Raw genomic sequence first — 25,682 nt, 5'->3', positions numbered from 1 at the left:
GCGCCAACGGCCAGACCAGCGTCGAGCTGGACGGCGAGACGATCACCCTCTCCCCCGACGAGGTCATCATCACCGAGACCCCGCGCGAGGGCTGGGCCGTCGCCAACGAGTCCGGCGCCACCGTCGCCCTCGACCTGGCCATCACCCCGGAGCTCAAGCGCCTCGGCATCGCCCGCGACGCCATCCGCCAGATCCAGGAGGCCCGCAAGAACTCCGGCCTGGACGTCGCCGACCGCATCGTCCTCCGCTGGCGCGCCAGCACCGAGGAGACCGCCGAGGCCATCGCCGAACACGGCACCCTCGTCGCCGAAGAGGTCCTCGCCACCGACTTCGCCGCCGGCGCAGCCGACTGGAACTCCGAAACCTTCACCGACGAATCCCTCGGCCTCGCCTTCCAGCTCCGCAAGGCCTGACCAACCCCACAGGAACCGCCGCCCAGCTCCCGAGCCGGGCGGCGGTTCCGCGTTTACCCGCCCCCCCGCGCCCCTCCCCTGCCCCGCGCGCCCCCTCTTCTCCTGCCCCTTCCCCGCGCCCCGACAAGGGCGCGGGGAACTGCGCGCAGCGGAAGTCCCCTTCCCGCACCCGCAAGCCCTCCCCCGATCCGGCCCTCCTCAGCCCCCTGCCCCGCTCTCCCCAACACAGAGAGGGCGCCCCCTCCCCGACCCGAAGGTCAGAAAGGGGACGCCCTCAAAGAGCCGGGCCACAACCTCAGTTGTCGCCGTCCTCGTCGATCAGGAAGCCCCGCATCGGCGCCGGAGCCTGCTGCATCGGCTGCGGCGGCTGCGGCCGGACGGCCGCCATCGGCTGGGTCATCCCGGCCGGCTGCATCTGCGGAGCACCGCTGTTGCCACCGGCAGCCTGCCCACCGAAGCTCGGCGCCGGCACGTTCCCGCCGAAGGAACTCTGCCCACCGAACGACGGCGAGCTGCCACCGAACGACGGCTGGTTCCCACCGAAGGACGGCGCACCGGAGGTCATCGCACTCGCACCGGTCGGAGCCATCGACGAGGCCGCCGGCGGCAGCGACGCGGTGGCGGGGATCCGCGGCGGGGCGAGCGAGTCGTCGGCCTGCGACTCCAGCTGACGCAGCTGGGTCTCCAGGTACGACTTCAGGCGCGTCCGGTACTCACGCTCGAACGCACGCAGGTCCTCGACCTTGCGCTCCAGCGTGGCCCGAGCGGACTCCAGCGACCCCATCGCGACGCGGTGCTTCTCCTGCGCGTCCCGCTCCAGGGCATCGGCCTTGGCACGCGCGTCGCGCTCCAGGCCCTCGGCACGGCTGCGCGCCTCGCCGACGATCTTGTTGGCCTCGGAACGGGCCTCGGAGATCGCCTGGTCGGCGGTCTGCTGGGCGAGCGCCAGCACACGCGCGGCACTGTCGCCGCCGGGGCCCTGCTGCTGCATCGGGCCGCCCATGGGGCCGCCCATCTGCTGCGGGCCGCCCATGGGGCCGCCCATCGGCTGCATCTGCTGCTGGCCCATGCCCTGGCCCATCGGGTTGCCCATCTGCTGCGGGCCACCGGGACCGCCCATGGGCTGGAGCATCTGACCGCCCATCGGCTGGACCAGCTGCTGCTGGCCGCCCATGGTCTGGTTCATCTGCTGCTGCGGGCCGCCCATCTGCTGGGGACCACCCGGACCGGCCGGGAGCTGCGGGGCGCCGGAGGGCAGGCCGAGCGGCTGGTTGCCCATCTGCTGCTGCGGGCCGCCGGGGCCCATCTGCTGCTGGGGACCACCCGGACCCATCTGCTGCGGACCACCGGGGCCCATCTGCTGCGGACCACCCGGACCCTGCTGGCCGGGAACCGGCGGGCCGGATATGGCGGCCGGCACGGGCGCGGCCGGACGCGGCGCGTCCTGCGGCGGCTCCTTCCGCATGTTGGCCTGGTTCTGCGCGGCAGCGCGAGTCGCGGCGGCCAGCTTGGCCCGCAGGTCCTCGTTCTCCCGGAGGAGGCGGGTCAGCTCCGCCTCGACCTCGTCGAGGAAGGCATCGACCTCGTCCTCGTCATAGCCTTCACGCAGGCGGACGGTCGTGAACTGCTTGTTCCGAACGTCCTCGGGGGTCAATGGCATCTCTTCACCTCAACGTGATCGTCGGCACACCGGCATCCTGTCGCATCGCTCACCTACGACTAGGGGTGCACAAGCGAGATCAGGACATACACAATGATCATCAGTACGAAGAAGGACAGGTCGAGCGCCACGCCCCCGAAACGCAACGGCGGAATGAACCGCCGAAGAAGCTTGAGCGGCGGATCCGTGACAGTGTACGTGGCCTCCAGGACCAGGACCATGGCCTTGCCGGGCCGCCACGAACGCGCGAACTGGAAGACCCAGTCCATGACCAGTCGCACGAGCAGGAACACCAGGAAGACGGTCAGGGCGTAGTAGAGCACCGCCCACACGATGTCCATCGCGTTTCCCTCTCCCCGGTCCCGGGCCCTAGGGCCTGCCGCTCGTTACCTGTCGCCAACCACTGTTGATCAGATCCACACGTAAAGTCGTGGCCGGGTCAGCTCTGGTTGAAGAACCCACCCTCGGCGATCCGAGCCTTGTCTTCCGCCGTGACATCGACGTTAGCAGGCGACAGCAGGAACACCTTCTGCGTCACGCGCTCGATACTGCCGTGCAGACCGAAGACGAGTCCAGCGGCGAAGTCTACGAGCCGCTTCGCGTCGGTGTCGTCCATCTCGGTCAGATTCATGATCACAGGGGTCCCGCCGCGGAACTGTTCCCCGATGGTACGGGCCTCGTTGTAGGTCCGCGGGTGCAGCGTGGTGATGCGGTAGGGCTCTCGTTCGTTCACTACCTTGGGCATGATCACCGGGGCGCTCTTCTCCAGGTTGTGGCGGCGTTCGGGTGTGATGGACGACACGGGGGCCATCCTCGGGGTCTCCTGCCGGATCGGCACCGCCGCCGGGACCGGCTGCGGGGTGATCGAGGAGACCGGAGCAGGTGCTGCGGCGGCGGCCGGCCGGGGAATGTCCTCGGTCCGCTGCCCGGTACGGATCGGCTCGGGGTCCGCGTCGTAGTCGTCGTCGGGGTCGTACCCCTGGCCGTCGTACGTCTCGTCCTCCACGAGGCCGAGGTAGACCGCCATCTTGCGCATTGCGCCGGCCATGCTCCTGTCTCCTCCGCTCATGGCCACCTCGCTGGCGCTCGGTGGCTGATTCGCGAAACGCGCACCTTCTGATGGTCGCTCGCTCCGCTCGCTCCGTGGGACCTGCTACGCCCCGGCGGCCAGGCCGGGCGGCCCTGCCTGCGGATTCCGCGGTTCCGCCCACGACGGCCCGTCAAGGCGACGCGCCGTCAGGGTTCCTGGGTGGGGCCGCGGAGCTGCGATCCACGGTTGGCTAGCGCTTCGAAAAGCTGCTAGTTTCTGTCCTATTTTGTCCTGCAGTCTGATCTACTTACTCGGTGACGTTACCCGAGGGGTGACCTCACTCCGAGTACCGCCGTTCCGACGCGCACATGTGTCGCCCCGGCGGCAATCGCCTGCTCAAGGTCACCGCTCATCCCTGCGGAGACCATGGTGGCAGCAGGATGGGCCGCCCGTACGGCGGTTGCGATTTCCGCCAACCGATCGAAGGCACGGGCCGGATCGCCGGCCAGCGGACCGGCCAGCGGGGCGACGGTCATCACACCGTCCAGCCGCAGCCCGGGCGTGTCGGCGATCGCGTCGGTGAGTTCCGCGACGTCCTCGGGGGCGACCCCGGCCCGGTGGCCACCCTCGCCGTGCTCCTTGTCCAGCGCCACCTGCACCAGGCAACCCAGCTCGGGCCGCTCGGACTTGAGCACCGCCGCCGAGAGCGACTCGACCAGCCGCAGCCGGTCCACCGAGTGCACGTGGTTCGCGTACCGGACGACCGAGCGGACCTTGTTGGTCTGCAGCTGTCCGACGAAGTGCCAGGCGAGAGGAAGGTTTCTGCACCGCTCCGCCTTGGGCCCGGCGTCCTGGTCGCGGTTCTCCGCGACATCCGTCACACCCAGTCCGGCCAGCAGCGCGGTGTCCTCGGCCGGGTAGGTCTTGGTGACGACGATCAGGGTGACGTCCTCGCGCGGACGCCCGGCGGCCGCACAGGCGTCCGCGATCCGGCGCTCGACCACGTCGAGGTTGGTGCCCAGCTCCTCGTACCGGGCCCGCTGGCCCTCCGTCAGAGCCTTCAGCCAGCTCTCGTCAGGGAAGAAAGGGCCTGGTCCGCCCGGGAACGGTCCGAAGATGTCGTTCGTCATCAGTGATCAGAGCCCAACCAGACGTAGCTCGCGAGCCGACCCGTGCGCTGCTCGCGGCGGTAGGAGAAGTGATCGGCGGATTCGAGGGTGCAGACCGGTGACCGCACCAGCCGGGTGACCCCCACCGCCGCCAGCTGTGCCGCGACTCCCCCCGGCACGTCCAGCGCCGGGGTCCCCCACGTGGTCTCGGCGAAGGCCGCCGGGACCGCCTCGGCGACCTCGGCGCGCAGTCCGGCCGGCACCTCGTAGCAGCGGCCGCAGACCGCGGGGCCGGTGGCGGCGGCGATCCGCGCCGGCTCGGCCCCCAGTTCGACCATCGCCTTGACGACCGCGGGCACCACCCCGGCCGCCAGCCCGGGCCGGCCCGCGTGGGCCGCGCCCACCACGCCCGCCACCGGGTCCGCCAGCAGCACCGGGGTGCAGTCCGCGGTCAGCACCGCGAGCGCGAGCGGCCGGTCGGTGACCACCGCGTCCACCGTGGGGGCCTCCCCCAGCGGCTGGCGCTCCGTCACCACGGCGACCTCGGCGCCGTGCACCTGGTTCATCCAGACCACGTCGGCCGGGTTCAGCCCCAGCTCCCGGGCGGCGATCGCCCGGTTCTCCCGGACGGCCTCCGGGTCGTCCCCCACCGCGCCGCCGAGGTTGAGCTCCCCGTACGGCGAAGTGCTCACCCCGCCCCACCGGTCGGTGAAGGCGAAGTGAGCACCCGCGCGTACCGCGTGATCGATCACTTAAGGAAGTCCGGGACGTCGAGCTCCTCGGCCGGGCTCTCCACGAACGGCTGCCGGACCGGCTGCACCTGCGGCGGCACCGGGGCGGCGGCGGTCGCGGTGGCCGGGGTCTCGGCCGAACGGGCCGGGGCGGCCGGGGCCTCCCCCTCCGAACGGGAGGTCACCGAACCGATGCTCCCGTACGACGGCCGGCCGGCCGGGCGCTCCGGGGCGGCCGGCGGGGTCGCCGGGGCGGCGGGGGCGGTGGACTTCACCACCGGGTCGCGGACGATGGCCGGCGGCTGACCGCCGTCGAAGCCGGCCGCGATGACGGTGACCCGCACCTCGTCGCCGAGCGCGTCGTCGATGACCGCACCGAAGATGATGTTGGCCTCGGGGTGAGCGGCCTCGCTGACCAGCTGGGCCGACTCGTTGATCTCGAACAGACCGAGGTCGGAGCCGCCCGAGATGGACAGCAACACGCCGCGGGCGCCGTCGATCGAGGCCTCCAGCAGCGGCGAGGAGATCGCCATCACGGCGGCCGCCTTGGCGCGGTCCTCGCCGCGGGCCGAGCCGATGCCCATGAGCGCCGAGCCGGCGTCCGACATGACGGACTTGACGTCGGCGAAGTCGAGGTTGATCAGGCCCGGGGTGGTGATCAGGTCGGTGATGCCCTGGACACCGGAGAGCAGGACCTGGTCCGCCGAGCGGAACGCGTCGAGCACGCTGACCTGGCGGTCCGAGATGGACAGCAGTCGGTCGTTCGGGATCACGATGAGGGTGTCGACCTCTTCGCGCAGGGCGGCGATGCCGTCCTCGGCCTGGTTGGCCCGGCGACGGCCCTCGAAGGTGAAGGGGCGGGTGACCACGCCGATGGTCAGGGCGCCCAGCGACCGGGCGATGTTGGCGACGACGGGCGCGCCGCCCGTGCCCGTGCCACCGCCCTCACCGGCGGTCACGAAGACCATGTCGGCCCCCTTGAGGACCTCCTCGATCTCCTCGCGGTGGTCCTCGGCGGCCTTGCGGCCGACCTCGGGGTTGGCGCCGGCGCCGAGGCCCCGGGTGAGTTCACGGCCCACATCGAGCTTGACGTCGGCGTCGCTCATGAGGAGGGCCTGCGCATCGGTGTTGATCGCGATGAACTCGACGCCCTTGAGACCGACCTCGATCATCCGGTTGATGGCGTTGACACCACCGCCGCCGATACCGACGACCTTGATGACTGCGAGGTAGTTCTGCGGTGCTGCCACGTCGAAGGCCTCTCGCCTCGAATTTCCGGGTCGGCCCGACCCGGGCGAGGGGTCGTACCGACGGATGTCGATGGGTAGGGAGCCTGGTTTCTGACTTAATGTCCGAAATGCCGACCGCCGACCCCAACCCTAAACTTGACCTTTAGGGTTAATCCTGTGCCTCCGTCACATCACCAGGGGACACAGTCTGGTGACACAGGACACTAGGTGGCTCCGGGCACGTGTTTCAACGAACACGCCGAGCTTCCCTTTTTCTTTTGAGCCTATGTGATCATCGGCCGGCAACGGAAACCGGGGTGACCACCAAGGGTCGGGCCGACACTTCGAGGCGTCAACCCCTCCCTCGGGCACAGAATCTAGTGGATCACCCGGACACGGCCGGCGCCTCCGGCGCAGTCACGTCGAAGTTGGTGCCCTTCTGGGCCATCAGCGCCTGCAGTACCCGGGCCTTGCGGTCGTTCTTCTCCGGGCTGCCCCAGCGCACCGTCGCACCCCCGCTGAGCTGCAGTTCGATGTCGTCGTAGGAGTGCACGAGGACCGATCCGGCCCGCTTGGCGATCTCCGGCGGAAGCCCGGCGGCCACCGCCGCCGCGCCCTGCACCAGCTGCGCCCGGGAGATCACCCCGTCCACGTCCTTGGCCTGCTGACTGAGCCGCAGCTCCACCACCGGCACACCCGCAGGCGGGGCCGCCTCGGTGGCGAAGCTCACTCCGGCGGCATCCACCTGGGTGAACTGGCCGTCGTCCCCCTTGACGGCGGCCACGGCCGTCCGCTGCACCACCTTGACCTGCAGGGTGTGCGGCCAGCCCCGCCACACCTCGGCCTTGGCCACCCGGGGGATCGCCTCCACCCGGTGCTCGACCTCGGCCAGGTCCACCCGGGACAGCGGGCCGCCGGCCAGCCCGCCGACCGCCTCGCGGACCTGGTCCGACGTCAGCTTCTCGTCGGTGGTGCCCTGGACGGCGACATCGCGCACGTCCAGCACCGAGGAGTAGAACACCAGCCAGGCAAGCCCGCCCAGCACCGAGGCGACGAGCACGCTCAGCACCACGATGCCCCGCCGGGAGAGTCGGAGACGGGGAGCGAACTCCTCCCCCTCCAGTTCCTCGTCCAGAGGGTCGGCGGGCCGACCGTCAGCCACGGCGCCGGCCACCCCGGTGGGCCTGGATCGCCTCGTACACCATGCCGACCAGCAGGTCGTCGGCGTCCCGGCGGCCGAACTCGGCCGCGGCCCGGCTCATGTCCCAGAGCCGCTGCGGGTCGGTGAGCACCGGCAGCACGTTCTGCAACACCCAGTCCGGGGTCAGCTCGGCGTCGTCCACCAGCAGACCGCCGCCGGCCTTGACCATCGGCTGGGCGTTCAGCCGCTGCTCGCCGTTGCCGATCGGCAGCGGCACGAAGGCGGCGGGCAGGCCGACCGCGGCCAGCTCGGCCACCGTCATGGCGCCGGCCCGGCAGAGCATCAGGTCGGCGGCGGCGTAGGCGAGGTCCATCCGGTCGATGTACGGCACCGGGCGGTACGGCGGCATCCCGGGGACGTCCGCGACCTGCGGCAGCTCGTTCTTCGGGCCGACCGCGTGCAGGATCTGCACGCCGTACTGCTGCAGCCGCGGGGCGATCGCGGTGACGGTCTCGTTCAGCCGGCGCGCGCCCTGGGAGCCGCCGGAGACCAGCAGGGTGGGCAGCCGCTGGTCGAGGCCGAAGTACTGGCGGGCCTCCGGCCGGGTGGCGTTGCGGTCCAGGGTGGCGATGGTCCGGCGCAGCGGGATGCCGATGTACCGGGAGTCGCGCAGCTTGCTGTCCGGGGTGGAGACGGCGACGAAGTCGGTGTAGCGGGCGCCGATCTTGTTGGCCAGGCCCGGGCGGGCGTTGGCCTCGTGCACCACGATCGGCACCCCGGCCCGCTTGGCGGCCAGGTAGGCGGGCATCGAGACGTAGCCGCCGAAGCCGACCACGGCATCGGCGTTGACCCGCTCGATGATCTCCTGGGCGGCCCGGACGGTGCCGCGCAGTCGGCCGGGGACGGTGATCAGCTCAGGGGTGGGCTTGCGGGGCAGCGGCACGGCCGGGATGAGCTCCAGCTGGTAGCCGCGCTCGGGCACCAGTCGGGTCTCCAGACCACGCTCGGTGCCCAGGGCGGTGATCCCGATGGACGGGTCGTGCCTGCGGAGGGCGTCCGCGAGGGCCATGGCCGGCTCGATGTGGCCGGCGGTCCCCCCGCCAGCGAGTACGACATGCACCGAAATTCACCGCTCCCTGCGTGCCGGCCCGGGGGCCGGGCGCGCTGTGGTTCGTCGTCGTGACAGCACCCGGGCCAGTCGCTTCCTGATCCGGGAGTTCTTGCTCCGGGCGGCCAGGGCCGCCTTCGCGCCCGAGGAACTGCGTGCCAGGCACAGCAGCACCCCGATCGCGGACATGGCCGACAGCATGGCGGAACCGCCGTAGGAGAACAGCGGGAGCGGGACGCCCGCGATGGGCAGCAGTCCCAGTGCCGACCCCAGGTTGATCATGGCCTGCGCCATGATCCAGGTGGTGGCGGCTCCCGCGGCGTACCTGACGAAGGGGTCCTTCGTACCGATGGCCACACGGATACCCGCGTAGCCTAGTGCCGCGAAGAGACCGATCACCGACAGCGTCCCCACCAGGCCCAGTTCCTCGCCGGTCGCGGCGAAGATGAAGTCGGTGTGCGCCTCGGGCAGCTGGCCCCACTTCTCCACGCCCGCGCCGAGGCCGGTGCCGAAGCCGCCGCCGAGCGCGAACGAGTACACGCCGTGCAGGGCCTGGAAGCAGGCGCCTTCCGGGTCGAGCTTGGTGACGCCGATGCAGCCCAGGCGCTCGGCCCGGTGCGGGACGGTGATCACCAGGGCGGTACAGACCACGACGGCCACCCCGAGGGTGGCCACGAACAGCCGCAGCGGCGCGCCGACCATCCAGAGCAGCGCGAACACCATGGCCACCAGGATCATCGAGGTGCCCATGTCACCGCCGATCATGATCAGCGCGAGCAGCAGCAGGGCGCCCGGCACCAGCGGCACCAGCAAGTGCTTCCACGAGGTGAGGGTGCCGGCCTTCTGCTTGCGGGCGAGCAGGTCGGCACCCCAGAGCACCAGCGCGAGCTTGGCGAACTCGGAGGGCTGGAACTGGAAGAACCCGAAGTCCAGCCAGTTCTGGTTGCCGTTGATCCGCACCCCGACGCCGGGCACGGCGACCAGCGCGAGCGCGCCGATCACCCCGAACATCACCGGGTAGACGATCACCCGAAGCACCGCCACCGGAACGGAGGCGAAGCCGACCAGCAGGACCAGGCCGAGGATGGCCGCGATCAGCTGCTTGAGGAAGTAGTACTGCGCCGTGTGGTGCTGGTTCAGGGCCAGGATCTGCGAGGCCGAGAAGACCATCATCAGGCCCAGCACCACCAGCAGCAGCGTGGTGCCGACGACCAGCAGGTACGGCGTGAGCGGCCGGTCCAGCCAGTACCGTACACGGGCCCGGAAGGCCTGCAGACGGCCCAGCGGACCGGCCGACTTGTACTTGGTCGTGGTGGCGGAGATCACTCGCCACGGCTCGGCGGCGTCCTGCTTCCCAACGCCGGAATCCGCCCTGCCCTGCCCCGCCACCGCTCCCCGCTCCAATCTCTGCGGCTCGTTCGCCTCGAACGGCCGCTCACTCGCCGGAAGGGTTCGCCAGCTCCCGGACGGCCGCCGCGAACAGGTCGCCGCGCTCGCCGTAGTTGGTGAACATGTCCATCGAGGCGCAGGCCGGGGCCAGCAGCACGGTGTCACCCGATCGGGCGAGCGACGCGGCCGCGCGAACCACCTCGGTCATCGCCACCGCGCCAGTCTGGCCCTCGGCCGCCTCGATCACCGGCACATCCGGAGCGTGTCGCTCCAACGCCTCGCGGATCAGCGCCCGGTCCTGGCCGATCAGCACGACCGCGCGCAGCCGCTCGGCCGCGCCCTGGACCAGGTCGTCGAAGGTCGCGCCCTTGGCCAGGCCGCCGGCGATCCAGACGATCGGCCGGTAGGCGGCCAGCGAGGCGGCCGCGGCGTGGGTGTTGGTGGCCTTGGAGTCGTCGACGTACGTGACCTCGCGGACCACGCCGACCTCGGCGATCCGGTGGGCGTCCGGACGGAACGCCCGCAGGCCCTCCCGGACGGCCTTCGGCTCGACCCCGTAGGCCCGCGCCAGCGCCGCCGCGGCGAGCGCGTTGGCGATGTTGTGCGGGGCCGGCGGGTTGACGTCCTCGACGGCGCCCAGCTCGGCCGCGTTCTTGGTCCGGTCCTCGACGAAGGCACGGTCCACCAGCAGGCCGTCCACCACGCCGAAGTTCGACGGGCTCGGCGCGCCGAGCCCGAAGCCGATCGCCCGGCAGCCCTCCTCGACGTCGGCCTCGCGGACCAGCGCCTCGGTGGCCGGGTCGGCCAGGTTGTACACGCAGGCGACCACGTTGCCCTCGTAGATCCGACCCTTGTCGGCCGCGTACGCCTCCATCGAGCCGTGCCAGTCGAGGTGGTCGGGTGCCAGGTTGAGGACCGCGGCCGAGTACGGGCGCAGCGAGGGCGCCCAGTGCAGCTGGTAGCTGGAGAGCTCGACGGCGAGCACGTCGTACGGCTCCTCGGCGAGCACCGCGTCCAGCACCGAGACCCCGACGTTGCCGACGGCGGCGGTGCGCTTGCCGGCCGCGGTGAGGATCGAGGCGAGCATCTGGACGGTGGTGGTCTTGCCGTTGGTGCCGGTGACCGCCAGCCAGGGGGCGGGCTCGCCGGTGCCCGGCAGCGGCTTGCGCAGCCGCCAGGCCAGCTCGACGTCGCCCCAGACCGGGACGCCGGCCGCCTCGGCGGCGGCGAACAGCGGGCTGTCGGGGGCCCAGCCGGGCGAGGTGACGATCAGCCGGGTGCCCTCGGGCAGGCTCGCGCCGTCGCCGAGGCGCACCGCGACGCCCAGTGCCTCCAGCTCGGCGGCGCGGGCCTTGAGTCCCTCGCCGCTGCCGCCGTCGACCACGGTGACGCTCGCGCCGAGCCCGTTCAGGACGCGCGCGGCGCTGATGCCCGAGACGCCGAGACCGGCGACCACCACGGGCAGGTTGTTGAACTGCGGCTTGATCATCTGAGGGTTCGTCATCCGGTCCGGTATCCCGCGTAGAAGAGGCCGAGGCCGACGGCCACGCACAGGCCCTGGATGATCCAGAAGCGGACCACGACCAGGACCTCGCTCCAGCCCTTGAGTTCGAAGTGGTGCTGCAGTGGTGCCATCTTGAAGACGCGCTTGCCGGTCATCCGGAAGGAGCCGACCTGGATGATCACCGACAGGGTGATGATCATGAAGAGGCCGCCGAGCAGGATCAGCAGCAGCTCGGTGCGGGAGCAGATCGCGAGGCCCGCCAGGGCGCCGCCGAGGGCGAGCGAGCCGGTGTCACCCATGAAGATCTTGGCGGGCGAGGTGTTCCACCACAGGAAGCCGAAGCAGGAGCCCATCAGGGCGGAGGCCACCACCGCGAGGTCCAGTGGGTCGCGGACGTCGTAGCACGCGCCGGTGGCGGAGATGAAGTAGGCGCAGCTCTGGGTGTACTCCCAGACGCCGATGAAGGTGTAGGCGCCGAAGGCCATCACCGAGGCGCCGGTGGCGAGGCCGTCCAGGCCGTCCGTCAGGTTCACGCCGTTGGAGGTCGCCGCGATCATGAAGTAGGCGAAGATGACGAACAGCACCGGGCCGATCGACCACTTGAAGTCGCGCACGAAGGACAGCGACTGGGAGGCCGGGCTGAGCCCGCGGTCGTCGTGGAACTGCAGCGCCAGGACGGCGAACACCAGGCCGACGATGGACTGGCCGGCCAGCTTCGCCTTGGCCCGCAGGCCCAGCGAGCGGCGCTTGACCACCTTGATGTAGTCGTCCAGGAAGCCGACCAGGCCGAGGCCCGTGGTCAGGAAGAGCACCAGCAGACCGGAGGCGGTCGGGGTGTCGCCCGTTATCGCCTTTGTCCCGAAGTACGCGATCAGGGTCGCCAGGATGAAGGCGATGCCGCCCATGGTGGGCGTGCCCTTCTTGCTGTGGTGCGCCTTGGGGCCGTCGTCGCGGATGTACTGGCCGTAGCCCTGTCGGGCGAGCAGCTTGATCAGCGCGGGCGTGCCGACCAGCGAGAGGATCAGGCCGATCATCCCGGCAAAGAGGATCTGCTTCATCATCGGGCAGCACCGTCCGCCAGGAGGGCCTCGGCCACCTTCTCCAACCCCACCGAACGGGACGCCTTCACCAGGACCACATCCCCCGGCCGCAGCTGACTGCGCAGCAGCTCGACCGCCGCGTCCGCGTCGGACACCAGCACCGACTCCTCACCCCACGAACCTTCGTTCCTCGCGCCGAGTTCCATGCAGGCCGCCTCGCGTCCACCGACCGCCACCAGCTTGGTGACGTCCAGCCGGACGGCGAGCCGCCCGATGGCATCGTGCTCGGCCAGGCTGTCCTCGCCGAGCTCCCGCATCTCGCCGAGCACCGCCCAGGTGCGGCGGCGCTCCGGACCGCGGCCGCCCATCGAGACCAGCGCCCGCAGCGCGGCCCGCATCGAGTCGGGGTTCGCGTTGTAGGCGTCGTTGATGACGGTGACACCATCGGCCCGGTCGACGACCTCCATGCGCCAGCGGGACAGCGCACCCGCCTCGCCCAGGGCTGCCGCGGTGTCGTCGACGGTCATCCCGAGCTCCATCGCCACCGCGGCGGCGGCGAGGGCGTTCGAGACGTGGTGCTCACCGTACAGGCGCAGCTGCACGGGAGCGGAACCGGCCGGGGTGGTGAGCGTGAACGATGGCCGTCCGGTGGCGTCCAGGCGAACGTCCGTGGCCCGGACGTGGGCCTCCGGGGACTCCCCGAAGTAGACCACCTTCGCCTTGGTCCGGGAGGCCATCGCGCGCACCAGTCGGTCGTCCGCGTTGAGGATCGCGGCGCCCTCGGCGGGCAGCGCCTCGACCAGCTCGCCCTTGGCCTCGGCGATCGCCTCCTGGGAGCCGAACTCGCCGACGTGGGCGGTGCCGACGTTGAGCACCAGGCCGATCCGGGGCGGGGTGATCGAGGTGAGGTACTCGATGTCGCCCTTGTGCCGGGCGCCCATCTCCATGACCAGGTGCCGGGTGCCGGCCTCGACCCGCAGCGCGGTCATCGGGTGGCCGATCTCGTTGTTGAGCGAGCCGGGCGGGAAGACGGTCTCGCCGTGGCGCTGGAGCAGCTGGGCGATCAGGTCCTTGGTACTGGTCTTGCCGGCCGAACCGGTCAGCGCGACCACGGCGGTGGCCTCGGCGCGGGCGACCACGGCGCGGGCCAGCTTGCCGAGCGCGTCCACCACACTGTCGACCAGGACGGCGGGCACGCCGACCGGGCGGGAGGCCAGCACCGCGACGGCGCCGGCCTCGACCGCCGTGGCGGCGTAGTCGTGGCCGTCCACGTGCTCGCCGACGAAGGCCGCGAACAGGCCGCCGGGGCACACCTTCCGCGAGTCGACCTCGACCGGGCCGGTGACCAGGACGTCCGGGTCCGCGCCGTCCAGGGTGCCGCCGACCGCGGCGGCCACCTCGGCGAGGGTCAGTGCGATCACTGCTGCTCTACTCCTCGGTCGCCCCGGGCGGCCGTGGTCCGCGCGATGGATTCGCGCAGCACCTCCCGGTCGTCGAAGGGGCGGATCTCGTCTCGTACGTACTGGCCGAGCTCGTGGCCCTTGCCGGCCACCAGCACGGTGTCCCCCGCCTGGGCGCGGGCGACCGCGAGCTGGATCGCCTCGGCCCGGTCGGGGACGACCAGGACGGCCCCGCGCTCGGCCTCGGGCACCGCGGCGGCGCCGGTCAGCATGCTGGCGAGGATCGCCAGCGGGTCCTCGCTGCGTGGGTTGTCGCTGGTCAGCAGGGCGGTGTCGGCGAGGCGGGCGGCGATGGCGCCCATCGGGCCGCGCTTGTGGGGGTCGCGGTCGCCGCCGCAGCCGACGACCACGTGCAGCCTGCCCTTGGTGACCTCGCGGAGCGAGGCGAGGACGGCCTGCAGGGCGTCCGGCTTGTGGGCGTAGTCCACGACCGCGACGAACGGCTGTCCGGCGTCCACCCGCTCCAGTCGGCCCGGCACTCCGGGGACGGCGGCGACGCCGGCCACGGCCCGCTCCAGCGGCAGCCCGGCGGCGACCAGCGTGGTGATCGCGGCCAGCGCGTTGGAGACGTTGAACGGGCCGGGCAGCGGGACGGAGGCGTCCGCCTGGGCGCCGTCCGGGCCGAGCACCCGGAAGGTGGAGCCGACCGGCCCTAGCTGGACGTCCACGGCCCGCCAGTCGGCCTCGGCGGCGCCGGTGGCGGAGAAGGTGGTCACCGGGATCTTCGCCTCGGCGACCAGCCGGCGGCCGTACTCGTCGTCCAGGTTGACCACGCCGCGGCGGGACTTGCCAGGCTGGAAGAGCCGGGCCTTCGCCTGGAAGTAGTCCTCCATGTCCGGGTGGAAGTCGAGGTGCTCGGGGGTGAGGTTGTTGAACAGCGCGACGTCGTACGCCACCCCGTCGGTGCGGCCGAAGACCAGGGCGTGGCTGGAGACCTCCATGGTCACCGCGTCCGCGCCGCGCTCGGCCATCACGCCGAGGATCGCGTGCAGGTCGGTGGCCTCGGGGGTGGTGCGCTCGCTCTTGATCCGCTCCTCGCCGACCCGCATCTCCACGGTGCCGATCACGCCGGGGCTGCGCCCGGCGCCGCGCAGACCGCCCTCGACCAGGTACGAGGTGGTGGTCTTGCCGTTGGTACCGGTCAGCCCGATCATCAGCAGCCGCTCGGACGGGCGGCCGTAGACGATCGCGGCCAGCTCGCCCATCCGGGCCCGCGGCCGGTCGACGACCAGCAGCGGCAGCCCGGTGGGGGAGGCCAGCTCGGCGCCCGCGGGGTCGGTGAGCACGGCCACCGCGCCGGCTTCCGCGGCCTTGGCCGCGAAGGCCGCGCCGTGGTGGTTGGCGCCCGGGAAGGCCACGTACACGTCGCCCGGGCGCACCGCACGGGAGTCGTGGGTGACGCCGGTGACGGCGCCGCCCTCGACGGGCGGCAGGCCCAGCTGAGCGGCCAGCTCGGCGAGCGGCAGGGCTGCGGTCCCGCTCGGGCGGGGCGGACCCACGGTGGTTTGATCGGATTTCGGCACGGCGGGAAGGCTATCCGCCGAAGGGTGCCCAGGGCCAAACCGGGTCTTCGCGGCGTCGCCGGGCACACCGGCCCGCTGGTTGCTCATGTGCGCTCACGGCTTCCACTCGACGGGCAGGTTGGGCGCCTGGCTGCCGCTAGGCGGGACCTGCAGGGTCTTCAGGGTGAACTCCATCACCTGCTTGAACACCGGCCCGCACAGCTGGCCGCCGAAGTGGCCGTTGACCGGGCCCTGGAGGGTGCAGGAGACGGTGACCCTGGGGGCGTCGGCGGGGGCGAAGCCGATGAAGGAGGCGGTGTAGCCGTCGTAGCCGACCCCGCTGGCGGCCCCCCGGTTGGCGGTACCGGTCTTGCCGGCGACCCGGTAGCCGGGGATGGCGGCCTTGCCGCCGGTGCCCTGCTCGTCGTCGACGACCGACTCCAGCATCGAGGTGAGGGTCCTGGCGGTCTGCTCGCTGACCACCCGGGTCTGCTCGCCCGGCGGGGCCGGGGTGAACTTGCCGTCCGGCCCGGTGGTGCCCTGGACGATGCTGGGCGCGACCCGGACCCCGCCGTTGGCGATGGTCGAGTACACCGAGGTGGCCTGCAGCGCGTTCATCTGCAGCGGACCCTGACCGAAGGAGATGTTGTACTTCTCCGAGGCGACCAGGTCCTCCGGCTTCTTGAGCATCCCGGGGGTCTCCCCCGGGAAGTTCAGGCCGGTCGGCTGGGCCACGCCGAACTTGCGCATGTAGCCGTCCAGCACCTGGTTGGCCTTCAGCTGGTCGCCGTCACCCAGGGTCTCGATCGCCTCGATGGTGCCGATGTTCGAGGACTTCGCCAGCACCCCGGCCAAGGTCAGGTACCAGTCGCCGTGCTCGACGTCGTCCTTGAACTGCTGGCCGGCCCGGACCAGCCGGTTCGGCACGGTGACCTTGGTGTCCCAGTTGGCCTTGCCGGAGTCCAGGACGGCGGCCAGGCTCATCAGCTTGGCGGTGCTGCCCGGTTCGTAGGCGTCGACCAGGGCGGGGTTGCCCATCTGGGACTGCTTGGAGAGGCTGAGATCGTTGGGGTTGAAACCGGGTGCGGTGGCCATCGCGAGGACCTGGCCGGTCTTCACGTCCTGGACCACCACGTAGCCCTTCTCCGCGCCGGAGTTGGCCACCTGGTCGGTGATCGCCTTCTGGGCCGCCCACTGGATGTCCCGGTTGATGGTCAGCTTGACGTCGCTGCCGGGCACGGCCGCGTCCATCGAGCCCCCGGCGGTGGGCACCAGCCGGCCGCCCGCCTGGGCGTAGCTGCTGCGGCCGTCCTTGCCGGCCAGCATCTTCTGGTACTGCAGCTCCAGTCCGCCGGCGCCCTCGCCCTCGCCGTTGACGAAGCCGACCAGGTTGGCGGCCAACCCGTCCGCCGGGTAGATCCGCTTCTGGGTCTCCCGGTTGAAGACGCCGGCCAGCGGGTTGGCGCACTCGTTGTCCACCCGGGTGCGCCCGCCCTGGTCGGCGGGCTTGCCGAGCAGCTTCTTCTGGGCCTGGCAGGCGCGCGAGCCGGCCTGCCGCTCCAGGGTCGACTTCAGGTCGCTGATCTGGTTCTTGGCGGCCGGGGTCTGCTGGGCGGCGAGCCGCTTGTAGCGGGTCTTGGGGGTGTGCAGGTCGGCGGCGAGCTTCTCCTTGGACACGCCGAGGACCGGCGACAGCAGGGCGGCCGCCTGTTCCGGCGCGTCCGGGATGCCGGTCGCGTCCGGGGTGAACATCGCCGGGTCGGCGGTGATGTCGTACGCGTCCACGGTCGCCGCCAGCGCGACCCCGTCGGAGGACGTTATCGAGCCGCGCTCGGCGGTGATCGGGATGTTCAGGTAGCGGTTGGTGTTGGCGTCCGCGGCCAGCGCGTCGGCGTCCACCAGCTGGAGCTGGACCAGGCGCCCGGCGAAGACGGAGAACACCAGGGACAGCACCACGGTGATCACCCGCAGCCGGCGCTTCGGCTCGGCCAGCTTCAGCGCCTTGGGGCGCTGCGGCGGGCGGGTCTTCGGACGCGGTCGCACCGCCGCCTGGCTGCGGGCCGGCGGACGGCCCTCGGAGCGGCGCTGCTGCGGCGCGCGCGGGGTACGGGCGACGGCGGGCTTGGCGGGCTGCGCCTTGGCCGACTGGTTGCGCGCGGGCTGCGCCTTGGACGGCTGGGCCTTGGCGGGCTGGGCCTTCGCCGACTGGCTGCGCGCGGGCTGCGCCTTGGCGGGCTGGCTGCGGGCGCTCTGACCCTTCGCGGGCTGCCCCTTCAAGGGCTGGCTCCGGCCTGCGGCGGGGCGCGGGGCACCGCTGCGCGGCGGCTGACGGCGGCCCGAACCGGAGCCCGAGCCCGACGGCTGACGTGGAGTCGTCACCGGTTGCCACCCCCGTGCTGCCCGGGCGCGGGCGAGACCGGATTGAGCTGGATCACCGAGTCACCGGCCGAAGCCGCCGGAGTCGGCACCGGCGTGGCGGCCGCCGGGGTGGTCGGCTGCGCGGTGGGCTGCGCCGAGGGCGCCGGGGCGCCCTGCGCGCCCGGTGAGGCCTTCGTCGGCCACGGATCGACCGTCGACCGCTTCACCGGCGGGCTGTCCTGCGCCGGTCCGGGCGTGCCGACAACCTTGCCGCCGTTCGGCACGTCCAGGAAGGCCATCCCCCCGGCCGGGACCATGCCCAGCTCGGCGGCTCGCTTGGCCAGCGCGTCCGGGGCCGAGCTCTGGTCGATCTCGTGCTGGAGGCTCTGCTGCTCGTCGGTCGACTTGGTGGTCTGCTTCTGCAGCCGGGACAGCTCGAAGGAGCCCTCGTTGAGCGCGGTGTTCAGCGCGAGCAGCCCGAACAAGCCGCCGGCCAGCAGCACCACCACGAGCACCGCGAACGGTGTGCGCCCCCGCACGGGGCGCCGCCCCGGTCGGACCGTGATGCGCGCCCTGCCCTGCCCGGGGAGTCCTCCCCGCCCCGCCCGGACCTCACCGGCCACCGGCCCCACTGCTTTCCTCCGCCCTTCGGACCCCGCCGGGACTCAGCCCCGCTTGCTTCGGTCCCTGATCCTCTCCGCCACCCGCAGCCGTACGGGCGCGGCGCGCCGGTTCTCCTCGATCTCCTCCTCGGTGGCCAGCTCGGCACCGCGGGTGATCAGTTTGAGCCAGGGCTGGTGCTCCTCCGGGATGAACGGGAGCCCCGGCGGGGCGGTGCTGGTCGCCCCGGCGGCGAAGTACTGCTTCACCAACCGGTCCTCCAGCGACTGGTACGACATCACGACGATCCGGCCGCCCAGCGCCAGGGCGTCCAGCGCCCCCGGGATCGCCCGGTCCAGGACCTCCAGCTCGCCGTTGACCTCGATCCGCAGCGCCTGGAACGTCCGCTTGGCCGGGTTCCCGCCGGTCCGGCGGGTCGCCGCCGGAATGGCGTTGCGCACCAACTCGACCAGACGCGCGCTGTTGCTGAACGGTTCCTTGGCCCGCTCCCGCACGATGACCGAGGCGATCTTCCCGGCGAACCGCTCCTCGCCGTAGACCTTGAGGATCCGCGCCAGGTCTCCGTGGCTGTAGGTGTTCAGCACCTCCGCCGCGCTGATCCCCCGGGTCTGGTCCATCCGCATGTCCAGCGGCGCGTCCTGCGCGTAGGCGAAGCCGCGGTCGGCCTCGTCCAGCTGCATCGAGGAGACGCCGAGGTCGAACAGGATCCCGTCCACCCGGTCGATGCCCAGGCGCTCCAGCACCTCGGGGATCTCGTCGTACACCGCGTGCACCAGGGTGGCCCGGTCGCCGAACCGGGCCAGCCGCTCGCCGGACAGCTTCAGCGCCTGCGGGTCGCGGTCCACCGCGACCAGCCGGACCTCCGGGAACTGGGTGAGCAGCGCCTCGCTGTGCCCGCCGAGGCCGAGGGTGGCGTCCACCACCACCGCACCGGGCCGCGAGATCGCCGGGGCCAGCGCGTCCATGCACCGCTGAAGCATCACCGGAACATGCTTGGGACCCGGCTCATTGGTGGTCATGCGCGGTGGCGCCCTTCCTCGGTGCGGAGCAGCCCGACGTCCGGGAGCTGCGACCATTCTCGCCCACCGTCTCCCGGCACGACGACGCGGCCCGTGGTCCCCGCCCGCTCTTGGGGAAGGTCGTGACCGCCCGGCGCCGGGGAAGGTGCGCCAGGTGGGCACGGAGCGGGTGGAGGCCACGAGCCGCATCGACCGGGCCACACCGGCCGGCGAGGCCCGGTTGACGGGCTCCGGCGGGTGTGCTCCACTGCGCCGCAACTCTATCGCGCGGGCCTCGGCAGTCAATGGTCCGCTCCGGCGCACCACCCGGGCGGCGGTACGGATCACCGCAGGTCGCAGCCGTCGGCACGGTCCGTCGAAGGTGCCGAGCGGGGAGGTTCCACGAGCGCCGCGCGCCCCGTCGAGAGACCGGGTACGAACCCACTCCGGGACCAGCCCGGACAAACCCTCCCGTTGTCGCTATGCGCTCGATCACAACGGCCTGTTCTGTAGCTCCTCACCCCACCGCGGGCCCCTGAATCGCACTAACGTCGCCACCATGACAGTGACCCCCGACCGGCCCACGCCGAACGCCGCTGCCGACACCACCCGACCCACCATCATCGACCGTTTCGTGACGTCCAACCGCGAGTACGCGGTGACCTTCCGGGACGGCGGCATGGACGCCCGCCCGGTGCAGAAGATCGCCGTGGTGGCCTGCATGGACGCCCGCCTCGACCTGTTCGCGGCGCTCGGCCTCGAACTGGGCGACGCGCATGTCATCCGCAACGCGGGCGGCGTCGTCACCGACGACACCATCCGCTCCCTGACCATCAGCCAGCGCGCCCTCGGCACCCGCTCGATCGCGCTGATCCACCACACGGGCTGCGGCCTGCTCGGGCTGACCGAGGACTTCCGCCGCGAGCTGGAACTGGAGGTCGGCCAGCGCCCGCAGTGGGCGGTGGAGGCCTTCGTCGACCTGGACGGCGACGTCCGCCAGTCCATGCAGCGGGTGCGCACCTCCCCATTCCTGCTGCACACCGACGACGTCCGCGGCTTCGTCTTCGACGTCCACACCGGACTCCTGCGCGAGATCGCCTGATACTCGCCCGCTCGCGGGGCCCCGCCCCGAGCCGAAGGGCACGCCGACGCCGAAAGGGAGGAGCGAGGGAGCGCCGACCGTCGGCGTCGGGTCAGGAGCGCCCGGAATCGAGCGGGCGAGTCACGGCGTCCGGGCATTCGGGGACGGCCGAATGGTGACTTCCGGCCACCGGGCGGGGGAGAATGCGCCTGCCGGCCGGACCCCGAACCACCTGGGGCGGCCGGGCCGCAGGCCGCCACCCCGGCTCCGGATCCGCCGTCGGAACCGCCTCCGGGACGGCCGCGTCAAGCATGGGGTGGGGTCCGGCCTCGAGTGAGGCGGGCACAGGTGCCAGGGAGCGTAAACGGGTGACGAGCTACAACGATCAGGCCGGTCTCGGCAGTCCTGCGGGGGGCGAACAGAGGGCGAACGGGTACCACCAGGTCGGGCTCCCCGAGCTCGCCGCGGTCGTGGACCGCGTCCGCGCCAACATCGAGAGCGTGATCGAGGGCAAGCCGGAGGCCGTCCGGATCGCCCTGACCGTCCTGCTCGCCGAGGGCCACCTGCTGCTGGAGGACGTGCCCGGCGTCGGCAAGACCATGCTGGCCAAGGCGCTCGCCCGCTCGGTCGACTGCACGGTGCGCCGCATCCAGTTCACCCCCGACCTGCTGCCCTCGGACGTCACCGGCACCAACATCTACGACCAGCAGCGGCACGACTTCGAGTTCCGCCCGGGCGCGATCTTCGCCCAGATCGTGGTCGGCGACGAGATCAACCGCGCCTCGCCCAAGACCCAGTCCGCGCTGCTGGAGTCCATGGAGGAGCGCCAGGTCACCATCGACGGCACCAGCTACGAGCTTCCCTCGCCGTTCATGGTCGTCGCCACCCAGAACCCGGTCGAGATGGAGGGCACCTACCCCCTCCCGGAGGCCCAGCGGGACCGCTTCATGGCCCGGATCTCGATCGGCTACCCCAGCCCCGAGGCCGAGTTCGCGATGCTCGACGTGCACGCCGGCGCCAACCCGCTGGCCGACCTCCAGCCGGTCGCGCACGCCGCCGACATCCTCAAGCTGGTCGACCTGGTCCGCACCGTGCACATCGCCGACCCGGTCCGCCGGTACGCCGTCGACCTCGTCGCCGCCACCCGCACCAGCCCCGAGCTGCGCCTGGGCGCCTCGCCGCGCGCCACCCTGCACCTGGTCCGGGCCGCCCGCGCCGCCGCCGCGCTGGACGGGCGCGACTACGTCACCCCGGACGACATCCAGCGCCTCGCCGTGCCGGTCCTCGCGCACCGCCTGATGCCGACCGCCGAGACCCAGCTCAGCCGCCGTACCTCCGAGCAGATCGTGGCCGACCTGGTCGCCCGGCTGCCGCTGCCGCGTCCGCAGGGCGGCCCGGCCGTCCGGAGGGGCTGAGGTGGCCTCATCGGATCCGACGGGCGGACTGCGGGCCGGACTTCGCGGCCTCACCACCCGGGGCCGCTCCTTCCTCGCGGCCGGACTGACCGCGGTGGTCTGCGCCTACCTGCTCAACCAGGACGCCCTGCTGCGGGTCGGCGTGCTGCTCGCCGCGCTGCCGCTGGCCGCCGCCCTGGTGGTCGCCAGCACCCGCTACCGGGTGGCCAGCGGCCGCCGGCTCAGCCCGCACCGGGCGATCGCCGGCCAGGAGGCCCGGGTCCACCTGCGGGTCGACAACGTCTCCCGGGTCCCCACCGGGCTGCTGCTCCTGGAGGACAGGGTCCCGTACGTGCTCGGGCCGCGCCCGCGCTTCGTGCTGGACAGGGTCGAGCCGCGCGGCTTCCGCGAGGTCTCCTACCGGGTCCGCTCCGACCTGCGCGGCCGCTACCCGCTCGGGCCGCTGCACCTGCGGCTGTCCGACCCGTTCGGGATGTGCGAGGTCAACCGCGCCTTCACCGCCTCCGACGTGCTCACCGTCGTCCCGCAGGTCCAGGCGCTGCCGCACGTCCGACTCAGCGGTGAGTGGAACGGCCAGGGCGAGAGCCACACCCGTACCCTGGCGCTGGCCGGGGACGACGACGTGATCCTGCGCGAGTACCGGCCGGGCGACGACCTGCGCCGGGTGCACTGGCGCTCCACCGCCCGGTACGGCGAGCTGATGGTGCGCCGCGAGGAGCAGCCGCAGAAGGCCCGGGCCACCGTCCTGCTGGACACCCGCGAGATCGGCCACCGCGGCAGCGGCCCGGCTTCCTCCTTCGAGTGGGCGGTCAGCTGCGCCGCCTCGGTCGCCGTGCACCTGCTGGAGCGCGGCTACCAGACCCAGCTGCTGACCGACACCGGCCGGTGGGTGCCCGGGCCCGGCACCGGCGGCAGCAACATCCCCGCCGACACCTCCGGGCTGATCCTGGACGCCCTCGCGGTCGCCGACCTCTCCGACGGCGGCGGGCTCTCCCGCGCCGAGGAGCCGCTGCGGGCCGGCGGCGAGGGCCTGCTGGTCGCCGTCCTCGGTGAGTTGGACGAGACCCAGACCGCCCGGCTGGCCCGGCTGCGCAGCCGTACCGGCGGGGCGATCGCCTTCCTGCTCGACACCGGCACCTGGACCGGCCTGCGGATGCTCGCCCCGAACACCGGCGGCGACGAGTTCCGCAACCGGGTGCGGCAGCTGCGCGAGGCCGGTTGGACGGTCCTGCCGGTACGCGCCGGGGACTCCGTACCGGACCTGTGGCGGGCCGCCGACGGCGCGAAGACCACCGCCCCCTACCGAGAAGAGGCCGGCGCGTGACCACCCGGGCCAAACTGACCGTGTACTCGGCGCTGGCCACCGCCCTCGCCTCGCTGTGCATGCTCCCGCTGCTCGCCACCCGGAGCTGGCTCACCCACGCCGTCCTGGTGATCGCCGTGATCGCGGCGGTCGGCGCGGGCCTGCGCCGCTCCCCGCTGTACCGCTGGACGGTCCCGGTCGCGCAGCTGTTGGTGCTGCTCCTGCTGATGCTGATCGGCTTCGCCGGCTCCGGGATGACCGGCGGCGTGCTGCCCGGCCCGAACGCGATGCGGGTGCTCAGCCAGGTCTTCTCCGCCGGCATCGACGACATCAAGCAGTACGCCATCCCGGCGCCGCCCACCGCCGGGCTGCGGCTGATCCTGGTCTCCTCCGTCGGCCTGATCTCCGTCCTGGTGGACACCGTCGCGGTGACCTACCGGCGCTCGGCGCTGGCCGGGCTGCCGCTGCTGGCGCTGTACTCGATCGGCAACCGCCTGGCCGGGAATCACGGCAGCTGGGTCTGGTTCGGCCTGGCCGCGGCCGGATACCTGGTGCTGCTGTTCGCCGAGGGCCAGGACCGGGTCTCCCGCTGGGGCCGGGTCTTCCGCGGCGGCGTGCGCGGCACGGTCAACTCCAGCCGGGTCAGCCCGGGCGGCCAGCAGGTCGGCGTCCTGGCGCTGGGGCTGGCGCTGCTGCTGCCGGTCTTCCTGCCGCGCTGGGACCTGGGGCTGCTGGACTCCGACTCCGGCGGCTCCTCCGGCAAGGGCACCGCGGGCAGCGTGTCGACCAGCCTCGACCCGCTGGTCAGCCTGGAGTCCGCGATCACCAAGCCGACCGACTCCGAGCTGCTCACCTACACCCTGGACAGCGACCTGGCCGACCAGATCTACCTGCGCACCGGGTCGCTGGACCAGTTCGACGGCACCAACTGGAAGCTCAGCAGCCCCGTCGTCAGCGACCTCCCGGCCACCCTGCCCTCCCCCGAGGGCCTGCGCACCACCAACGTCCCCCGGATCGAGGGCGACTTCCAGGTCAGCGACCGGCTGGAGAAGAGCTGGCTGCCGATGCCGTACCCGGCCGCCTCCGTCCAGGTCCCCAACCGCGGCGACTGGAAGCTCGACCCGCTGACCCGCACCGTGGTGCCGACCAACGACAAGGCGATCCGCGGCCTGCGCTACCACGTCACCTCGCTGGACCTGCGGCCCACCGCCGGAGAACTGCGCGCCGCGCCGCTCGCCCCGCAGGACATCCGGGACCACTACACCGCGCTGCCCGCCGACCTGCCGCCGGTGGTGGCCGAGCAGGCCAGGGCCGTCACCGCCAACGCCCAGAACGACTACGACCGGGCGACGGCGCTGGTGAACTGGTTCACCGGCCCGCAGTTCAAGTACGACACCGCCGTCGCGGGGGGCACCGGCAGCGACGCCATCGCGGTCTTCCTGCGCGAACGCCGGGGCTTCTGTGTGCACTTCGCCTCCACCATGGCGGCGATGGCCCGGGTGCTGAAGATCCCGTCCCGGGTCGCGGTCGGCTTCACCCCCGGCGACAGCAAGGGCGGCGACGTCTACTCGGTCACCGGCCGGATGTACCACGCCTGGCCCGAGCTGTACTTCTCCGGCTACGGCTGGATGCGCTTCGAGCCGACCCCGAGCCGCGGTGTCCCGGCCCACTACCAGGAGGCGTCCAGCGCCCCGACCAGCGCGCCCACCCAGCAGGCGACCGCAGCCGCGTCGAGCGCGGCCGCCGTCCCGGCGCCGAGCAACAGCTCGGACTGCACCGCCAAGCAGCGCCAGCTGGGCGACTGCGGTTCCAAGAACAAGGCCGACGCCAGGGCGGACGAGCAGTCCTGGCTGCTCTCCCCGCAGGTGCTCGGCACGCTGGCCGCGGTGCTGGTGGTGATCGCACTGCTGCTCGCCCCGATGTTCTGGCGCGCGGCCCTGCGCCGTCGTCGGCTCGGCGGCGCCGGACGGCGCCGACCCGGCGGGGACGGCGCGGTCGAGCTGACCGACGCCCAGGTGCTGGACGCCTGGGACGAGCTGATCGACTCCGCCTGGGACCTCGGAATTCCCCCGGACGAGGCACGCACCCCGCGCTCGGCCGCCCGGCGGATCACCGAAAAGGCGGAACTGGACGCGGACGCGGCGGCGGCCGCCGGACGACTGGCACTGGCCACCGAACGGGTGCTCTACGCCCCGGCCGGGCAGGTCACCACGGCGCCGCTGGCCGCCGACGTCCGTACCGCCCGGCGCGGTCTGCGGGCCGGCGCCGGCCGGATGGGCCGGGCCAGGGCGCTGCTGCTGCCGCCGTCCGCGGCGCAGCTGTGGTGGCGGATCTCGGACGCGGTGCGGGCGGCCCGTACGGCCGTCGGCCTGCGGGTCGGCCGGGCCGTCGAGGCGGTCACCGGCCCGGTGCGGCAGGTGTTCACCCGGCGCAAGCGGTCCACGCCGGAGTCCTGAGCCGTCCTGGTCGGGGCGGGCGAACAGGACGGGGCGGGCAGTCGATTCGACTGCCCGCCCCCCCCGGTGAGTCGGGGGTGGGGGTTCTGCTCGTTATATGTATAGAACAACATAAAAAAAAAGAAAATAACACA

Annotated in this window: 21 protein-coding genes; 5 read left to right on the top strand and 16 right to left on the bottom strand. The window is 72.3% G+C overall.

The window, feature by feature from the left end:
- Positions 1-413, top strand: a 413-nt coding sequence (locus ACWC9T_RS34305) for a DUF5915 domain-containing protein (RefSeq protein WP_449824966.1), incomplete at its 5' end; no start/stop codon positions are given.
- A gap of 295 nt (positions 414-708) precedes the next feature.
- Here the strand turns inward: ACWC9T_RS34305 and ACWC9T_RS34300 are convergent.
- From ACWC9T_RS34300 to rsmH, 16 genes are all read right to left on the bottom strand, one after another.
- Complete coding sequence (locus ACWC9T_RS34300) at positions 709-2,073, bottom strand: DivIVA domain-containing protein (protein WP_449824965.1); 1,365 nt, start codon at positions 2,071-2,073, stop codon at positions 709-711.
- Between the two features lie 59 nt (positions 2,074-2,132).
- The gene (locus ACWC9T_RS34295; protein WP_030282903.1) at positions 2,133-2,414 is read right to left on the bottom strand and encodes a YggT family protein; all 282 of its coding nucleotides are present in this window, start codon (positions 2,412-2,414) and stop codon (positions 2,133-2,135) included.
- Between the two features lie 98 nt (positions 2,415-2,512).
- Positions 2,513-3,121 (bottom strand): cell division protein SepF, encoded by a 609-nt coding sequence (locus tag ACWC9T_RS34290; RefSeq protein ID WP_449824968.1) that lies wholly within the window; start codon positions 3,119-3,121, stop codon positions 2,513-2,515.
- Between the two features lie 302 nt (positions 3,122-3,423).
- On the bottom strand, positions 3,424-4,233 hold the full coding sequence (locus tag ACWC9T_RS34285) for a YggS family pyridoxal phosphate-dependent enzyme (RefSeq protein WP_449824964.1): 810 nt from the start codon (positions 4,231-4,233) through the stop codon (positions 3,424-3,426).
- Positions 4,233-4,964: a peptidoglycan editing factor PgeF gene (pgeF, locus tag ACWC9T_RS34280; protein ID WP_449824963.1), complete on the bottom strand. Its 732-nt coding sequence runs from the start codon at positions 4,962-4,964 to the stop codon at positions 4,233-4,235. Before pgeF ends, ACWC9T_RS34285 begins: the two co-directional genes overlap by 1 nt.
- Positions 4,961-6,193 (bottom strand): cell division protein FtsZ, encoded by a 1,233-nt coding sequence (ftsZ, locus tag ACWC9T_RS34275; RefSeq protein WP_449824962.1) that lies wholly within the window; start codon positions 6,191-6,193, stop codon positions 4,961-4,963. The genes pgeF and ftsZ overlap by 4 nt, the downstream gene beginning before the upstream one ends.
- A gap of 364 nt (positions 6,194-6,557) precedes the next feature.
- Positions 6,558-7,334, bottom strand: a complete 777-nt coding sequence (locus ACWC9T_RS34270; protein WP_449824961.1) for a cell division protein FtsQ/DivIB — start codon at positions 7,332-7,334, stop codon at positions 6,558-6,560.
- A complete protein-coding gene (gene murG, locus ACWC9T_RS34265) occupies positions 7,327-8,433 on the bottom strand; it encodes an undecaprenyldiphospho-muramoylpentapeptide beta-N-acetylglucosaminyltransferase (protein WP_355673388.1) in 1,107 nt (368 codons plus the stop codon). The genes ACWC9T_RS34270 and murG overlap by 8 nt, the downstream gene beginning before the upstream one ends.
- Before the next feature lie 6 nt (positions 8,434-8,439).
- Positions 8,440-9,747, bottom strand: coding sequence for a putative lipid II flippase FtsW (ftsW, locus tag ACWC9T_RS34260; protein WP_449824960.1), 1,308 nt, complete (start codon positions 9,745-9,747; stop codon positions 8,440-8,442).
- Between the two features lie 109 nt (positions 9,748-9,856).
- Complete coding sequence (murD, locus tag ACWC9T_RS34255) at positions 9,857-11,314, bottom strand: UDP-N-acetylmuramoyl-L-alanine--D-glutamate ligase (protein WP_449824959.1); 1,458 nt, start codon at positions 11,312-11,314, stop codon at positions 9,857-9,859.
- Positions 11,311-12,372, bottom strand: a complete 1,062-nt coding sequence (gene mraY / locus ACWC9T_RS34250) for a phospho-N-acetylmuramoyl-pentapeptide-transferase (protein ID WP_449824967.1) — start codon at positions 12,370-12,372, stop codon at positions 11,311-11,313. The genes murD and mraY overlap by 4 nt, the downstream gene beginning before the upstream one ends.
- Positions 12,372-13,775 carry a UDP-N-acetylmuramoyl-tripeptide--D-alanyl-D-alanine ligase gene (locus ACWC9T_RS34245; protein WP_449824958.1) on the bottom strand — a complete coding sequence of 468 codons (1,404 nt, stop codon included), beginning with the start codon at positions 13,773-13,775 and terminating at the stop codon, positions 12,372-12,374. The genes mraY and ACWC9T_RS34245 overlap by 1 nt, the downstream gene beginning before the upstream one ends.
- The gene (locus tag ACWC9T_RS34240; RefSeq protein WP_449824957.1) at positions 13,772-15,424 is read right to left on the bottom strand and encodes a UDP-N-acetylmuramoyl-L-alanyl-D-glutamate--2,6-diaminopimelate ligase; all 1,653 of its coding nucleotides are present in this window, start codon (positions 15,422-15,424) and stop codon (positions 13,772-13,774) included. Before ACWC9T_RS34240 ends, ACWC9T_RS34245 begins: the two co-directional genes overlap by 4 nt.
- A gap of 6 nt (positions 15,425-15,430) precedes the next feature.
- Positions 15,431-17,593 (bottom strand): penicillin-binding transpeptidase domain-containing protein, encoded by a 2,163-nt coding sequence (locus tag ACWC9T_RS34235; protein WP_449824956.1) that lies wholly within the window; start codon positions 17,591-17,593, stop codon positions 15,431-15,433.
- Positions 17,594-17,691: 98 nt separating this feature from the next.
- Positions 17,692-18,213, bottom strand: coding sequence for a cell division protein FtsL (locus ACWC9T_RS34230; protein ID WP_449824955.1), 522 nt, complete (start codon positions 18,211-18,213; stop codon positions 17,692-17,694).
- Between the two features lie 126 nt (positions 18,214-18,339).
- A complete protein-coding gene (rsmH, locus tag ACWC9T_RS34225; RefSeq protein ID WP_449824954.1) occupies positions 18,340-19,314 on the bottom strand; it encodes a 16S rRNA (cytosine(1402)-N(4))-methyltransferase RsmH in 975 nt (324 codons plus the stop codon).
- Positions 19,315-19,852: 538 nt separating this feature from the next.
- Between rsmH and ACWC9T_RS34220 the strand changes: the two genes are divergently transcribed.
- The 4 genes from ACWC9T_RS34220 to ACWC9T_RS34205 all read left to right on the top strand — a co-directional run bounded on the left by ACWC9T_RS34220 (position 19,853) and on the right by ACWC9T_RS34205 (position 25,548).
- On the top strand, positions 19,853-20,395 hold the full coding sequence (locus ACWC9T_RS34220; RefSeq protein WP_449824953.1) for a beta-class carbonic anhydrase: 543 nt from the start codon (positions 19,853-19,855) through the stop codon (positions 20,393-20,395).
- Positions 20,396-20,742: 347 nt separating this feature from the next.
- Entirely contained in the window at positions 20,743-21,789 is a 1,047-nt protein-coding gene (locus ACWC9T_RS34215; RefSeq protein ID WP_396248177.1) for an AAA family ATPase, read from the top strand.
- Between the two features lies 1 nt (position 21,790).
- A complete protein-coding gene (locus tag ACWC9T_RS34210) occupies positions 21,791-23,113 on the top strand; it encodes a DUF58 domain-containing protein (RefSeq protein ID WP_449824952.1) in 1,323 nt (440 codons plus the stop codon).
- Positions 23,110-25,548 (top strand): transglutaminase family protein, encoded by a 2,439-nt coding sequence (locus tag ACWC9T_RS34205; protein WP_449824951.1) that lies wholly within the window; start codon positions 23,110-23,112, stop codon positions 25,546-25,548. Before ACWC9T_RS34210 ends, ACWC9T_RS34205 begins: the two co-directional genes overlap by 4 nt.
- The last annotated feature ends 134 nt before the right edge of the window (positions 25,549-25,682 follow it).

It is taken from the genome of Kitasatospora sp. NPDC001159 (genome assembly GCF_053598235.1).
The sequence above is the reverse complement of the archived record's forward strand: the minus strand, read 5'-3'. Positions and strand labels throughout refer to the sequence as shown.

Bases quoted from the DNA above. Each gene is read 5' to 3' on its own strand.
- ACWC9T_RS34300 (WP_449824965.1), bottom strand. From the start codon at position 2,073: ATGCCATTGACCCCCGAGGACGTTCGGAACAAGCAGTTCACGACCGTC.
- ACWC9T_RS34295 (WP_030282903.1), bottom strand. From the start codon at position 2,414: ATGGACATCGTGTGGGCGGTGCTCTACTACGCCCTGACCGTCTTCCTG.
- ACWC9T_RS34290 (WP_449824968.1), bottom strand. From the start codon at position 3,121: ATGGCCGGCGCAATGCGCAAGATGGCGGTCTACCTCGGCCTCGTGGAG.
- ACWC9T_RS34285 (WP_449824964.1), bottom strand. From the start codon at position 4,233: ATGACGAACGACATCTTCGGACCGTTCCCGGGCGGACCAGGCCCTTTC.
- murD (WP_449824959.1), bottom strand. From the start codon at position 11,314: ATGACGAACCCTCAGATGATCAAGCCGCAGTTCAACAACCTGCCCGTG.
- mraY (WP_449824967.1), bottom strand. From the start codon at position 12,372: ATGAAGCAGATCCTCTTTGCCGGGATGATCGGCCTGATCCTCTCGCTG.
- ACWC9T_RS34240 (WP_449824957.1), bottom strand. From the start codon at position 15,424: ATGAGCAACCAGCGGGCCGGTGTGCCCGGCGACGCCGCGAAGACCCGG.
- rsmH (WP_449824954.1), bottom strand. From the start codon at position 19,314: ATGACCACCAATGAGCCGGGTCCCAAGCATGTTCCGGTGATGCTTCAG.
- ACWC9T_RS34220 (WP_449824953.1), top strand. From the start codon at position 19,853: ATGACAGTGACCCCCGACCGGCCCACGCCGAACGCCGCTGCCGACACC.